This is a genomic window from Pedobacter sp. WC2501, from assembly GCF_052682415.1.
Window position 1 is genome coordinate 1,717,796 of the sequence record NZ_JBQZFI010000001.1, and the last position, 14,553, is coordinate 1,732,348.

15 protein-coding genes and 1 tRNA gene are annotated in these 14,553 nt (G+C 37.6%); 9 read left to right on the top strand and 7 right to left on the bottom strand.

Annotated elements, in window-relative coordinates; genetic code table 11:
- Positions 1–27 precede the first annotated feature (27 nt).
- The 3 genes from ACUN24_RS07465 to ACUN24_RS07475 all read right to left on the bottom strand — a co-directional run bounded on the left by ACUN24_RS07465 (position 28) and on the right by ACUN24_RS07475 (position 3,137).
- Positions 28–1,095 carry an efflux RND transporter periplasmic adaptor subunit gene (locus ACUN24_RS07465; RefSeq protein ID WP_445561918.1) on the bottom strand — a complete coding sequence of 356 codons (1,068 nt, stop codon included), beginning with the start codon at positions 1,093–1,095 and terminating at the stop codon, positions 28–30.
- A gap of 2 nt (positions 1,096–1,097) precedes the next feature.
- Positions 1,098–2,438, bottom strand: a complete 1,341-nt coding sequence (locus ACUN24_RS07470) for a TolC family protein (RefSeq protein WP_445561919.1) — start codon at positions 2,436–2,438, stop codon at positions 1,098–1,100.
- Positions 2,439–2,525: 87 nt separating this feature from the next.
- On the bottom strand, positions 2,526–3,137 hold the full coding sequence (locus ACUN24_RS07475; RefSeq protein ID WP_445561920.1) for a TetR/AcrR family transcriptional regulator: 612 nt from the start codon (positions 3,135–3,137) through the stop codon (positions 2,526–2,528).
- Positions 3,138–3,302: 165 nt separating this feature from the next.
- Here ACUN24_RS07475 and ACUN24_RS07480 point away from each other — a divergent pair, with 165 nt between their 5' ends.
- The 4 genes from ACUN24_RS07480 to ACUN24_RS07495 all read left to right on the top strand — a co-directional run bounded on the left by ACUN24_RS07480 (position 3,303) and on the right by ACUN24_RS07495 (position 5,919).
- Positions 3,303–3,743, top strand: a complete 441-nt coding sequence (locus ACUN24_RS07480; protein WP_445561921.1) for a sterol desaturase family protein — start codon at positions 3,303–3,305, stop codon at positions 3,741–3,743.
- Between the two features lie 106 nt (positions 3,744–3,849).
- Positions 3,850–4,203, top strand: coding sequence for a hypothetical protein (locus ACUN24_RS07485; protein ID WP_445561922.1), 354 nt, complete (start codon positions 3,850–3,852; stop codon positions 4,201–4,203).
- 41 nt (positions 4,204–4,244) lie between these two features.
- Entirely contained in the window at positions 4,245–5,261 is a 1,017-nt protein-coding gene (gene murB / locus ACUN24_RS07490; protein WP_445561923.1) for a UDP-N-acetylmuramate dehydrogenase, read from the top strand.
- Positions 5,262–5,388: 127 nt separating this feature from the next.
- Entirely contained in the window at positions 5,389–5,919 is a 531-nt protein-coding gene (locus ACUN24_RS07495) for an RNA polymerase sigma factor (protein WP_121284155.1), read from the top strand.
- A 452-nt stretch (positions 5,920–6,371) separates the two neighbouring features.
- On the opposite strand, the gene ACUN24_RS07500 is transcribed toward ACUN24_RS07495, so the two are convergent.
- The gene (locus ACUN24_RS07500) at positions 6,372–7,853 is read right to left on the bottom strand and encodes a phytoene desaturase family protein (protein ID WP_445561924.1); all 1,482 of its coding nucleotides are present in this window, start codon (positions 7,851–7,853) and stop codon (positions 6,372–6,374) included.
- A 459-nt stretch (positions 7,854–8,312) separates the two neighbouring features.
- Positions 8,313–8,615, bottom strand: a complete 303-nt coding sequence (locus ACUN24_RS07505) for a GIY-YIG nuclease family protein (protein WP_445561925.1) — start codon at positions 8,613–8,615, stop codon at positions 8,313–8,315.
- 485 nt (positions 8,616–9,100) lie between these two features.
- Here ACUN24_RS07505 and ACUN24_RS07510 point away from each other — a divergent pair, with 485 nt between their 5' ends.
- From ACUN24_RS07510 to ACUN24_RS07520, 3 genes are all read left to right on the top strand, one after another.
- Positions 9,101–9,631: a hypothetical protein gene (locus ACUN24_RS07510; protein WP_445561926.1), complete on the top strand. Its 531-nt coding sequence runs from the start codon at positions 9,101–9,103 to the stop codon at positions 9,629–9,631.
- 1 nt (position 9,632) lies between these two features.
- Entirely contained in the window at positions 9,633–10,322 is a 690-nt protein-coding gene (locus ACUN24_RS07515) for a lycopene cyclase domain-containing protein (RefSeq protein WP_445561927.1), read from the top strand.
- A 451-nt stretch (positions 10,323–10,773) separates the two neighbouring features.
- Positions 10,774–11,016, top strand: a complete 243-nt coding sequence (locus ACUN24_RS07520) for a cytochrome b5 domain-containing protein (protein WP_193423161.1) — start codon at positions 10,774–10,776, stop codon at positions 11,014–11,016.
- Between the two features lie 114 nt (positions 11,017–11,130).
- Here ACUN24_RS07520 and ACUN24_RS07525 read toward each other — a convergent pair whose 3' ends face one another.
- Complete coding sequence (locus ACUN24_RS07525) at positions 11,131–12,051, bottom strand: PfkB family carbohydrate kinase (protein ID WP_445561928.1); 921 nt, start codon at positions 12,049–12,051, stop codon at positions 11,131–11,133.
- Positions 12,052–12,195: 144 nt separating this feature from the next.
- Here ACUN24_RS07525 and ACUN24_RS07530 point away from each other — a divergent pair.
- Both ACUN24_RS07530 and ACUN24_RS07535 read left to right on the top strand, forming a co-directional pair.
- A tRNA-Asn gene (locus ACUN24_RS07530) sits at positions 12,196–12,272 on the top strand.
- A gap of 255 nt (positions 12,273–12,527) precedes the next feature.
- Positions 12,528–13,370 carry an aspartyl protease family protein gene (locus ACUN24_RS07535; RefSeq protein ID WP_445561929.1) on the top strand — a complete coding sequence of 281 codons (843 nt, stop codon included), beginning with the start codon at positions 12,528–12,530 and terminating at the stop codon, positions 13,368–13,370.
- An 85-nt stretch (positions 13,371–13,455) separates the two neighbouring features.
- Here ACUN24_RS07535 and ACUN24_RS07540 read toward each other — a convergent pair whose 3' ends face one another.
- Positions 13,456–14,529, bottom strand: coding sequence for a DUF4932 domain-containing protein (locus tag ACUN24_RS07540; protein WP_445561930.1), 1,074 nt, complete (start codon positions 14,527–14,529; stop codon positions 13,456–13,458).
- Positions 14,530–14,553: the final 24 nt, after the last annotated feature.

Below are 14,553 nucleotides of genomic sequence, written 5' to 3' on the forward strand. Positions count from 1 at the left end.
TTTTAAAAGCCGAAAAATTCCTCTCACTTATTTTACGATACTTACTGCAGTACCTTCAGTTAAGTTAATCTGTCCGCTGGTAATTACAGTTTCACCTTCTTTTAAGCCATCAAGAATTTCAACATTATCTCCTAAAATACGGCCTGCTACAACATTACGGGTTTTAGCAGTATTGTTAGCTTTATCCAATACGAAAACCTGATTACTGCTTACACTACCCACAAACGATGTGCGTGGAATAAGGATACTAGGCGCTTGTTTAGGAAACTTAAATATTGCCGTGCCGTACATACCGGCTTTTAAAGTATTTTTGTGACTGTTTTCTACTTCAATTTCAATAGGGAAGTTTAGGGTTGCATCAGCTTTAGCAGCAATGAAAGTTACCTTGCCAGAGAAGTTATCAGTTGGGAAAACCGAAGATTTGATCTCGATCTGATCGCCGATTTTAAGGTTGGCAACCTGCGATTCGTTAACGTTTACTTTCAGCTTTAATTTGGAAACATCAACTAACTCAAACAATTGTGTGCCCTGAGTATTTACAAAAGCACCAACTTCGATGTATCTTTTGTTTACAATACCGTTAATTGGCGATTTAATATTTGCATCACTTAATCTTCTTTGCGAAGCCTGTAAACGCAATTTTGCATTTTTCGTGGCCAATTTAGCCTGGTCTAACTGTTGTTGTGTAACGCCGCCAGTTGAAAATGAGCTTTGGTATCTCGCCTCATCTCTTACTGCATTCTGGTAGTTCGCTTCAGCAGTTTCCCTATCTGTATTGATAATTTCAGCATCAACGCGGGCTAAAACCTGTCCCTTACTTACCCGGTCGCCTTCATCTACATAAATAGCCTTAACACGACCAGCATTTTCTGATAAAAAGTTAAGTTCTTGTTTAGGGATAAAGGTTCCGTTTGCACTGAAATCTAAATTTACAGCTTTACGCTCTACCTGAGCAACACGAACGGCAACTGCACCACCACCTTTAGCAATGAAAGCAGTTTTTTCTTCGTTCTTTTTTTTATTGTTGCTTAAAACATAAGCTATTGCACCAAGGGCAACAACAACTACGATGATTATGGTAATTACTCTTTTCATTTCTATTGTACTAGCGATTTAATATTTCCGTTTGATTTGATTAATTGTATTTCGGCTATTTTATAATTTAATAAAGCCTGTGTATAGCTGTTTTGTGCAGAGGTAAGTGCATTTTCAGTATCCAGTAAATCAGTTAAAGAAGCTAAGCCGTTGTTATAATTGTTTTGTGTGCTTTTGTAAATCTCCTGAGCTAAATCAGCATTTTTACGCTGCGATTTTATAGTATTGATGTTGTTGCGCAATTGAATCTTTGCATTTTCATAGGCAAGGTTTAAAGAGTTTACAGATTCTTTTCTGCTTTCTTTTGCTTTTCTGATATCAACATCTGCCTGGCGGATCTTCGAGCGTGTTAAAAAGCCATTGAAAATAGGGATTTTTAGGGTTAAGCCAATTGCTGATGCCCCGTAACCAATTGCTGCTGCATTAGATTTTAAAAAGTCGAAACTATCGCTCTGACTGGAGTAAGTATAATTACCCGTTAAAGCCAGCGATGGATAATATTCGGCAACATAGGCTTTTCTTTGCAGCGATAAAAGTTTATCCTGGTTATCCAAAAGTTTTACCTCAGTTCTGTTCGCCAAATCAATAGAATCTGTAAAAACAGGTAAAGTAGTTACTTCAGTTAATTCGGTAGCAGGTAAACTGATCGGTGTAGAAACCGGCATCCCCATCGAAAATTTTAACTGATTTTCCAATTGGGTAATCGCATTAATCACCTGTTCGCGTTGTGTGTTCAGGTTGGTTAAATTAACATTAATCCTGTCTACGTCGATTTTTCTGGCCAAACCGTTTTTATATTGGTTTGAAACAATTTTCTCTACAATGTTAACATTTTTAATGTTCGTATCAATTACGTTTAGTTGCTGTCTGTTTACCAGAACCTGGTAATAATTGTTGGCAACCAATTCGATAATCTGCTCTTCTGTGTATTGTGAAGTAAGGTTGTAATATTCCTCGCTGGAACGTGCAGCTTGCAGACCGGTAAAAACCTGTTGGTTAAACAACTGTTGCGAAAGCTGAACACCTGCAGTCGAATTCCAGTTCTGACCTAATTTAATTGCCTGTGTTTGTCCGCCAAAGTTAGCAACCAATTGGCCAATAATTGGGTTATAGGTTAAGCCTACGTTTCCAGTAAGCTGAGGTAAGGCCTGAGCCCTAACTTCTTCTACCTTATACCGTCCGCCTTCAATATCCAGTTTCGCATTCCGAACCTTGGTGTTGTTTTGGAGCGCAAAGGTGAGCGCATCTTTTAAGGTAATTTGCTGCTGAGCAAGCACCAGTTGCGGCAAAACCGAACCGATAAGGAGTATGAGCATTAATTTTACCATTTTTACTCTAAGCATAATGTATTGTTTTTTTGTTTTTGGGTTCTTATCTGTTTTTTCAGCCTTATTAATTTTAGGCTGTTTATTGATGCTAACGTCACGCTTTTAGTCTACGCACCTTAAACCTCTTATAAATATGGTTGTCAGGTTTTTTTGCTTTAACGTCATTTTATTTAATGCTTTTTTTTCGGGGAAAAGGTCCTTGCCAGTTTCCATAATACACATGGTACAAAGACCCATCAAACTTTCCAGGTATAATTCGGCAATATGTGCTGTGTCATCATGCTCAATTTCTCCTTTTGATTTAGCCTGGCTAAAAATCTCTGCGAAAAATTCCTTTTCCGATTCTTTTAGCGAATGCAGTTTGCCTTTAATCACCTCATCGTTTAATAAATCCGGAATGCCCTCCGTAATGCGGAGCATGTAATATTTTTGGAAAAATGTGTTCCGCACATCGATGGTATTAAAAAGAATTTCCTGAACAGGCAAATCAGGGTTGTATTTCTTTTTAATCAATTCAAAGAAATCGTTAAAGACTCTTTCAATCACTCCCACGATCAAATGCTTTTTATCCGGAAAATAATAATAAAGAGATGGTTTCGATACGGATAGATCTTCGGCAATATCATTCATCGTGGTTTTACCAATACCAAAATGGATAAAGCGTTTTATAGCACCATCAATAATTTGCTCTCTCTTTTTATCGGCTACAATCATTTTACTTTTCTACTTTCTGACTTTTTTAATATTTTAGTCAAAAATAGTGCTAAAAAATGATTTGTCATGAAAAGTTTGTTAAAAACAATATTAAGCTTACAGTGTAATGACATAATTTTGCATCTTTGACTGTTTATATCTTTACAAACCAATATTTTAGAAAAATTGTCTGTATTCATTAATATCATTATTTTACTATTTACCATTATTTTTATGGAGTGTTTGTCGTGGTTTATACACAAGTATTTATTCCATGGGCCACTCTGGTTTATGCATAAAAGCCATCACCAAAAGGCAAAATCATTTTTTGAATGGAACGATCTGTTTGCGGTGTTATTTGCCGGAGTATCACTTTATTTAATGTACGTCGATCGGGATGGCTTTGGTTACCGATTTTTTGTGGGCTTAGGTATTACTTTATATGGCGTGATTTATTTTGTAGTGCACGATTGGTTTGTGCACCGTCGTTTTAAAACCTTTAAAAGTAATAATGCTTATTTGCAGGCTGTCAGGAAGGCACACAAAATTCACCATAAAAACAGGGGTAAAGAGAAGGGAAAGGCTTTTGGATTGTTGTTTGTGCGGAAAGCAGTATTAAAAAGCTAAATTATACTAAATGAAAAATTATTATCAGGTCATTCTTCTTGTAATTATTTCTTCAACCTTATAATCTTGTGGCAAAAAGACTAATAAAGACCGCGCCATTGCACTTGTGGAGTCGAAATACGAAACCAGTGACCAGGATTTGAATTTTGACGGTTCAAAATTAGATAGTTTATACAATATTTCTCCTCAGGCTTATGCTGATAGTATCAAAAAGGGAAATGAGTTGGATGTTACCCTGGCTGAATTAGAAACCCAGATTGAGCATTTGAGTCAGGCAGAGTCGGATAGCGTTGGGTTGATCAGTGCCAGATTAACTAAAGAACGGTATCAATTGTTGGAGCTTGCTAAAACCAAACCTGCGTTTATTGGCTGGAAACTTTCTGGTGTAGCTGTAGCCGGAGATAAGCCTAAAATTTTAAGCTTTAATTTTGATAAGGGGATTACCAAAATCGTTCCTTAATTATTTTTTATTTTACTTTTGCAGCATAACCCAAAATCAATATGCTTCAAATTCAGGAAAATATTTCTCTAAAACCATATAACTCATTTGGTATAGATGTTAAGGCTAGTTATTTCGCTGAGATATCCTCTGAAGCAGATCTGGTTAGTTTATTTAAAAACGAGCTTGTAAAAGCTCAGCAGCTGTTAGTGATAGGCGGAGGTAGCAATGTATTATTTACAAAGGATTACAATGGTTTAGTGATTAAAATCAGCATCAAGGGCATCCAATCTAAAGTTATTGATGATAAAGTTTTGGTAACTGCTGGTGCAGGTGAGGTTTGGAACGATTTTGTAAACTACTGTGTTGAACATCATTTTGCGGGGGTAGAAAATTTAAGCCTGATTCCGGGTACAGTGGGTGCTTCGCCCATACAGAATATTGGTGCTTATGGCATAGAGCTAAAAGACGTTTTCGAAAGCTGCACAGCATTTGAAATTAGAAGCGGAAAAATGAAAACCTTCTGCTATGCAGATTGCCATTTCGGTTATCGTGAAAGTATTTTCAAAAGGGAGTTGAAGGGTCAATATATTATTACATCTGTTACTTTCCGTTTGTCGGCCGAAGCAAAAATTAATACTTCTTACGGTGCAATTGAAACCGAACTGTTGAACAGGGGGATAGAAAACCCAAATATTGTTGATGTTTCGTCTGCTGTATCGCATATCCGTGTGAGTAAACTGCCCGATCCATCAACTATTGGTAACGCTGGCAGTTTTTTCAAAAATCCAGTGATTGAAAAACATGAATTTGCAGATATTGTTGCTAAACACCCCGATGTGGTGCATTATCCTACAACTGATGATAAAATTAAACTGGCGGCAGGCTGGTTAATTGAGCAGTGTGGCTGGAAGGGTAAAGTAGTTGGCCAAACTGGTACCTGGAAAAATCAGGCTTTGGTTTTAGTTAACCATGGTCACGCAACTGGCACAGAAGTGTATAATTTTTCTGAACAAATAATAGACAGTGTGAAGTCTACTTTTGGAGTCACTTTAGAAAGAGAAGTAAATATTCTGTGACGAAGGCTGACTATTAGGTAATTGAACACTTTTAACACCGTGCCAGAAAATTTTGGTATTAAGTTTGTTTGAGTTTAAGCGAATGAACAATAATTGATTTGTTTTTAATCTCCTAAAGCTAAATATCATGACAAAATTTGAATTCAATCATCTGGTTAATCATCACTCGGTATCACTTAGATCTTATGCTTTAAATTTTACGAAAGACGCAGAAGACGCAAATGATTTGGTTCAGGATACGATGCTGAAAGCGATCACTTATTACAATAAGTTTAAAGAGGGTACGAATTTAAAAGGCTGGTTGTTTACCATCATGAAAAATACTTTCATTAACAACTATCGCCGACTGGTTAAAACAAATACTTTAATTACCCAAAGCGAGGATATTTCTTCTGCGAACCTTTCATATAGTGCAACCAAAAACCAGGCAGAAAGTAAATTTGTTTTAGGTGATATTGATAAAGCATTATCTCAATTACCTGAAGAATATTATGTGCCGTTTATCCGTTATTTTGAAGGTTATAAATACCATGAAATTGCAGATATGTTAGAAATTCCGATTGGAACAGTAAAAACACGTATCCACGTAGCAAGAGGTATATTAAAAAAATACCTTAAAACTTACTCAAAAGAAATTGCCAGTGTAGAATTGGTTTAAGATACATCTATTGAAAAACTAGGGGCTCAGATTTATCTGGGCCTTTTTTGTTATCACTCCAAAAAGAAACGTCATCTCGACTGAAGCGCAGCGGAATGGAGAGATCTATCCTAACAAGTTTAGTTTTGCTGAGCACTACGTTGCTCTCGACTGCGTTGCACTTCGCTCGAACTGACAGGTATAGGAAACGTTGCAATAAATTTGAAACTCAGTGATGAAGCCTGAACTTTTGAGCAAAGTTTTTCAAAACAACCTAAAAAGCAAAAGGCCTGGAAAATCCAGGCCTTTTTGCTTATCATATATTTGGTTAGTTGATTCTTATTTTTTCTTTCAACAAATTGCCTTCTCTCTTATTTCGAAACAAATGCAAACCTCAAGTGATTATGTGTTTTGAAGCGTTATTGCAGTGTTTTTGTTTTGTGGTTATAAAGATAGGGGAAATTTTAAATTTGTCAAGCTTTTTTTAACTTTTTTTTTATTTCTTTTGCTACCACTTGTCCAGAGATGATTGCAGGTGGCACTCCGGGGCCTGGAACGGTTAATTGTCCGGTGTATAAAAAATTTGTTACCTTACTTTTCATTTTGGGTTTTAAGAAAGCAGTCTGTTTCAAAGTGTTTGCTAATCCATACGCATTTCCTTTAAAAGCGTGGTAATCTTCAACAAAATCATTCATGGCGTAACTCCGTTTAAACAGAATGTTACCACTAATGTCGTTTCCGGTTAAATTTCTGAAGCGGTTTAACAATAAATTAAAATACTCTTCCCTTTTGCTTTCGCTATCTTTTAAATCGGGTGCAAGCGGAACCAAAAAGAAAAGGTTTTCGCAACCCTCTGGCGCTACGCTCGGATCGGTAACCGATGGACAGCAGGCATAAAACAATGGTTTTGTTGGCCATTGTGGATTGCTGTAGATTTCTTCAGCGTGTTGATCAAAATTCTCATCGAAGAATAAGTTATGGTGCAATATATTGTCTAGTTTTTTATCTAGGCCGATATAGAATAATAGACAGGAAGGCGCCATTGTTCTCTCTTCCCAATACTTTTTACTGTAATTACGGTAAGGTTGATCAAAAAGATGTTGATCAATGTGCTCATAATCTGCATTTCCTACTACAAAATCGCTTTTAAAGTTTCCTTTATCCGTAATTACGTATTCTGCAAGGTTATTTTTTACTTCAATTTTGGTTACTTCCGTATCGAAAATAAATTTCACCCCTTCACTTTCTGCAATTTGCTGCATGGCGGTTACAATTTTGTGCATGCCACCCATAGGGTACCAGGTACCTAACACCAGGTCGGCGTAGTTCATAAGGCTGTATAATGCAGGGGTGTTTTGTGGTGTGGCACCCAAAAATAGAACTGGAAATTCTAACAGTTTCCGCAGTCGATCATTTTTAAACAAATCGTATACATGTTTTCGCATGTTTCCCAATAGCTGCAGTTTAATACCGCTAACGGCTAATCTCGGATCGAAATATTCCATTACACTATGCGAGGGTTTGAAAACATATTCGTTCATGCCTACATCGTATTTATACTTCGCCTGATCAAGGAAATGTTTTAGGTTGCCGCTGCTGCCGGGCTCTAATTTTTCAAATAAAGCATATAGGTCATCTAATGTCGCTGGAACATCAATAGTATCACTTTTACCAAAATAAATGCGGTAAGAAGGACTTAGCCTTTTCAGTTCATAAAAATCGGACGCTGTTTTATCAAAGATCTGGTAGTAGTTTTCGAAAACATCTGGCATCCAATACCAACTTGGCCCCATGTCAAACAGAAAACCATCTTTTTCCCAGGTTCTGGCCCTTCCACCGGCCATTTCGTTCTTTTCGATAACAGTAACATCACAACCATCTTTGGCCAATAAAGCTGCCGCAGCCAAGCCTGCAAAACCGGCACCTATGACGGTAACCGTGGGTTTTTTCTCCATGATGTAAATAAAGGAATTTTATTGCGTTTTGTTTTGGTTTTTTGTCATTCTGTATTTGTCATTCTGAACGCAGTGAAGAATCTTTCTTTTGTTAGCAGTATCTTTATGGGAACTTGATTCGATCGATCGTTTGGGTATTGTATTTCTTCGGTTAAAGATCCTTCGCTACGCTCAGGATGACAGCGAGGAGAAATAATTGTCATTCTGAACGCAGTGAAGAATCTTTCTTTTGTTAGCTATATTTTTATGGGAACTTGATTCGATCGATCGTTTGGGTGCGGTATTTCATCGGTTGGAGATCCTTCGCTGCGCTCAGGATGAAAGTGAAGAATCTTTCTTTTGTTAGCAATAATCTTATGGGAACTTGATTCGATCGATCGTTTGGGTACTGTATTTCTTCGGTTGCAGATCCTTCGTTGCGCTCAGGATGACAGTAAAACCAAGTGAGTTTAACGTACATTATTCTTCAATAATGATATCATTAAGAAAATCCCAATTTTTATTTTGTAACTCAATTAGTGCATTCTTTTTTGCTCTTTTCCAACCTTTTATTTCTTTTTCACGTTCAATAGCATGTTCAATGTGTTCAAATCTCTCAAAATAAACTAAGTAGTGGCAATTGTATTTATAAGTAAAAGCGAACTTATTTTCTTTGTTCTCCTCGTGTTGCCTCAGCCTTACCTCTAGGTCATTTGTTACTCCAGTATAAACTACAGTTTTATTCTTATTAGTTAAGATGTAGAGGAAGTAATTATGATTCATTATTAAAAATAAATATTTTTTCTTAAAAATTACTTTGTCATTCTGAACGCAGTGAAGAATCTTTCTTTTGTAGTAGTAATCTTTATGGGAGCTTGATTCGGTCGATCGTTTGGGTACTTCATTTCATCGGTTGTAGATCCTTCGCTGCGCTCAGGATGACAGTGAGGATAAATTTGTCATTCTGAACGCAGTGAAGAATCTTTCTTTTGTTAGCAGTAGTCTTTATGAGGGTTGATTCGATCGATAGTTTAGGTGCTGTTTTTCATCGGTTGCAGATCCTTCGCTGCGCTCAGGATGACAGAGAGGAGAAATAATTGTCATTCTGAACGCAGTGAAGAATCTTTCTTTTGTTAGCTATATCTTTATGGTGGCTTGATTCGATCGATCGTTTGGGTGCGGTATTTCATCGGTTGCAGATCCTTCGCTGCGCTCAGGATCACAGTGGAAGCAAAAGCGCTTAGCTTTTCTTACCTTTGTCCATAACCATGATTAAAATACGCATTATATTTTTACTGCTCTTTGCAGTAAGCCATGTTACTTATGCCCAGTTATCCACTAAAGAAATTGCGATATTAAAAATTAATATGGTTAAGGCGGTTGAAAACCCGAAGCTAACCGACTCGTTATTTGCCAAATTGAACAAACTACCTAATAAAACAGCCCTGATAACCGGCTATACAGGGACCCTGGAGGCCCTCAAAGCCAAACACTCCTGGAATCCATACAACAAGATCAGGTATGTGAGCCAGTCGCTAAAAACAATGCAAAAAGCTATAGATATGGACAAGGAAAATCTGGAGATCCGTTTTATGCGGTTTTCAATTGAATTTTATACTCCTTCCTTTCTCGGTTTCAGTAAAGATCTGGCTCAGGATAAAAAAGAGATCGTTAAACATTATCAAAATGAAAACTTTGGTCTTGCCGATCGCGAACTCATTAAAAACGTAGCTAAATTTATGATCGACAGTAAAAAATGCAGTTCTGCTGAAGTTAAAATTTTGACCAAACACCTTTAGAATGAAGTACATTTATCTGCTTATTAATATTGCCGTAATTTTTTTTCCACTAGTTTTATCATTCGATAAAAAGGTTCATTTTTTTAGTAAATGGAAGTTTGTATTTCCTGCAATATTGCTCACTGGTATTATATTTTTAATTTGGGATATCCTGTTTACCAGGCTCGCGGTATGGTCTTTTAATCCTGATTATCTTATTGGGTTAAACCTTTTGGGGCTACCTTTAGAAGAGATCCTATTCTTTTTAACGGTTCCTTATGCCTGTGTGTTTATTTACGAATGTTTGAATGCTTATTTTCCAAAAAACGACCTGCAGAAGTATAGCTTCGCTATAAGTAATCTGTTCCTGGGGCTTTGTGTGGCCATTTTATTTTTTGGTTATAACAGGTGGTACACGCTGATCAATTTTGGTTTTTTATTTATAGTGTTGGCTTATGTAGAGTATGTAAATGTCGATTTTCGGTTTATGTACAAGTTCTACAGGGCTTACCTGATTTCGCTTATTCCCTTCTATATTGTAAATGGGTTTTTAACTTCTATGCCTGTGGTGATGTACAACGATAAGCAAAACCTTGGGTTTCGAGTGGGTACTATTCCTTTCGAAGATCATTTTTATTTAATGGGGCTGTTATTGATGAATATTTACCTGTACGAAGTTTTTAAAAGTAAGGGCGATAAAAGCCAGGCGTAAGATAAGATTGTATTTTTTTGGAAAACAAATATTCAGTAGTTCTTGGCTGGATTCAGTCCCGCTCATTCATTCCAAGTCCTCGCTGCGCTGTGGGCTTTCCATTGCAATCGGGTTTATTAAGAAGGTTTCTGCACGCTGCAACCCCAAAAATGAAATGCTGTCGTGGCCAATTAGCCCCGGTTGAAGCGATACCCTGCAGCAACGAGGTACGAGGCAGCGAAGCGTATAAGCGTAAAACGGGAGGAAACTTTGTGCATTGTACAGGCCTTGTGCTTCAAATAAGAATAATAAATTGAAATATCCAGATATTGGTCTCGAATCTTCTTATAATGAGAACTTATTATTAAAATAATAGCTAATTAACCATATAAGACATTAAAGAAAACATAAGCTTATATTTCTTATATGCTTAAAAACCTTTTTGATTAACTTCAGCCCGAAATTAATTTAAATGGATTTACCCAGCTATACCAAACAACAACTTGCTTTGCGCAACGGACAGGACAAACCCCAGATCTGGGTGGCTTATAAAGGTTTGATCTACGATATGACCAATAGCAGGCTATGGCGGAACGGGAAACATTATGAGCACTGGGCCGGGCAGGATTTAACTGACGAACTGCCTGATGCACCGCATACCGATGCTGTTTTTGAAAAATTTATACCGATAGCAATATTGGCTACACTAAGTTGATTTTTGTCAGGGTAGAATTAACGATAGAATGAAAATTAAGATATGTCATGTTGAGCCTGTCGAAACAGCTCGTGTTAAGTCCTTCGACAGGCTCAGGATGACAATTAATTTATATTAAACTTCTATGGTGAAAGCACTTAAGTTTACAAATTCCTGAATTCTTGCTGCAACTTCTTCATCGGTTAAATTCAATAACTTTTCTGTTCCAAATTTCTCTACGCAGAAAGAAGCCAGTGCAGAACCATAAATGATTGCATTTTTCATGTTATTGAAGTTGATTGTACCTACTTTAGCCAAATAGCCGATAAAACCTCCTGCGAAGGTATCGCCAGCGCCTGTTGGATCAAATACTTCTGCCAAAGGCAAGGCCGGAGCTGAGAAAATCTGATCTTCATGGAATAACAATGCGCCATGCTCACCTTTTTTAATGATCAAATATTTTGGACCCATTGTAAGGATTTTCTTCGCTGCTTTTACCAATGAATATTCGCCCGACAACTGACGTGCTTCAGCATCATTAATGGTTAATACATCTACCATTTTAATGGTTTCCAATAAATCATCCATCATAATATCCATCCAGAAGTTCATGGTGTCCATTACGATCAATTTCGGGCGGTTTTTAAGGCGTTTAATTACCGTTTGCTGCACCTGTGGGGTTAGGTTACCTAACATCAGGTACTCGCAATCTTGATAACTCTCCGGGATAATCGGGTCGAAATTTTCCAATACATTCAATTCCGTAATTAAAGTATCACGGCTGTTCATGTCATTGTGGTATTTACCTGACCAGAAAAATGATTTTTCACCTGCTTTAATCTGTAGTCCTTCGGTATCAATACCGTGTTTGGTTAAGGTGTCAATATCTGATTGATGAAAGTCATCCCCCACTACAGCTACAATTTTTGCTTTATTATAAAAGTAAGAAGCGGCTAAACTTGCGTACGTTGCAGCACCACCAACAATTTTATCTGTTTTTCCGAAAGGAGTTTCAATAGCATCAAAAGCTACAGTACCTATGATTATCAGGCTCATATATATGTATTAAATTTTTTTTAAAATTTTTCACTGCAAATATTGCATAAATAATTTAAAAGCCCTAATATTGCATTCCCAAAACGAACAAGGGTATATGTGCTGCAAAGTGTAAATAACCTCGTTTTAGGAAACAACCAGTACTCCTTCTTAGCTCAGCTGGTTAGAGCATCTGACTGTTAATCAGAGGGTCGCTGGTTCGAGCCCAGCAGAGGGAGCCAAATAGGGCAAGCACGTTTTACGGTCGCTTGCCCTTCTTTTTTATCGCTTATTTTGCTGTAAATCAGCGTAGATCATGGGAGCGTTTAATGGATTACGCTTTTTATTTGGTATAAACTTCTCAAACTCCCCAATTTTTACGGTTGATCCCTGATCCGGCTCTTTCTTTACCGGGCTGATTGCTTAGAAATAAAGTATATTTGTTTTAAGCAAATAAAGCCATCGCAACAAGCTAACAAATCATTAAAAAAATAACAATGAGAAAAAGACCATTTACGGTAACCATCCTTTCTATCTTACTATTTCTTTCTTTAAAAATTAATGCACAAATGCCTTTTACCACGAATACCAGCGGGCATATCATCATTAAGGCAAAAATAAATAATGTGGAGGGGAATTTTATTCTGGATACCGGAGCAGGGCTTAATGCTATTTTTACTAAATTTTCTCAAAAACTCAAGAATGAAAAAACCGGCAACTTTTTTGTCGGACACAGAGCGACAGGAGAAGAGTTAAACCTTGATTTGTATAACGCGACAGGGTTTGAAATGAATAACAAAAAATTTAAAGATCAGCAATACGCCATTGTCGATTTAGATTTTGGGGATATTGATGGAATTATTTCGCTGCAACCCTTCATCAACACACCGCTTACGATTGATTATCTCAACAAAAAGATTGTTTTTGATAAAGCAACAAAAAATGAAAAAAACATTGATATTCAGATAGCAGATTATGCAGGCAGAGCCCTTGATATTTTTACCTATATTAAATTGAATAATACTTTAAAAATCCAGACATTATTGGATAGTGGAGCCGGAAAAAAATCATTTTGGTTCAGTTCAAAGTTAATGGAACCCCTGGCCCTAAATAAAGCAGATTTTAAAGCAGTCCCTGTAAAAAGCGATTTTAAGAAGGAAAATAATTATTATATCGGTAAGCTTTCCGAATTAAATACAGTGAATAACCTGCGTAAGATGGAAGGGCTTGATGTTGCATTTGTTGACGGACTGATTTACGAAGGTAAAACCAGTATAGATTGGTTGGGAAATGTTTTGACCATTGACATTGCCAAAAAGAAAATATTTATCGCCGAGTAAAAAGTAGAAAGATTTGTTCTAGAAAATATTCGGGTTTGTTTGCCTATGGATTTTCTCTTAACAACAAAATTTTTGTCGATTTTAGTTAACGGCTAATGTTCTTTGCGGTCTTTTCAAAAAAAGTAGTCAGCCGTGGGTAGAAACGCTCAAAGGTCGGGTAGTCTACTCTTGAGGTTTCATATTCACCAAGCAATTGTACCAGGTCTTCCATCCATGTAAAACCTTTTTCTCTTTGTTTGGCGATCTCGTTATTGATTTCCTTCTGACTTTGTTTATGGTCTATCATATAACGAACGACGGATGCCCGTACCAGGGATTCATTCATCAGGCTGTGCCAGTCCTCGTAGCCCTCTAGTTTCATCTCTTTGCGTCTAGCTGCCAATAGAATTTCTCCGGATGCACTAAGCATAGAATCGATCTTTGGTCTTTGCTCAAGGATATGGTCGATGAAGGAGTGGTTGAACTCATGGATAAGGTAGTTGAGGTAGGTTTCCCTTGCGAAAAGCGGGGTACCATCAGCGGCGAAGGTCCATGAGCCCATGATGGCGTAGACCCTTCGCTTGCTTCCGATTGGGGTAACGCTGGGACCGTAATTTGCCCCGCCGTCGCCAAGCCCGATGGCTACCCTATAATCGACCTGGTGGTCACCATAATAGTCGAGGTACCATTGCTGGTCGAATCCATCGATGGATTGGTCGAAGTCCTTCGTGGCCTGGGTGTAAAGTTTTTTATGGGCTCTAAAGAACAGGTTGAAACCGGAGCGGCGGTAAAAGCTGTTCACGAGCCTGACGAACTTTTCGGTATCAGCAGGATCCCATTTTCCGATGAGGTTATTGTTTTGCTCAGGGATCATGGTGAAGCCGTTTTTCGACTTTTTTAAGTGGACGGCAAGGAACATCACCTTTGAGAAGCCCATGTTCTTTTCCGTTGCAAGTTCCTTTGCAAAGTTAATCACCGGTTCGTTCTTGTAAGGGGCAAAATGTGCATTGATGTCGGCGATATAGTGCTTTGCGAACTTCATGTTGTACTCTGTGTTTCCCGCAAGCCGGAAGATGATACTGAACAGTTCGACACGCTCATCGATGGTCGACCTTACGGGCGTCTTAGCCATTGCGAAGGTAGTGGTAAAAAGGGCTAAGGCGATCAGGATCTTCTTCATGTGTATGGTATATCTGAGTCAAAG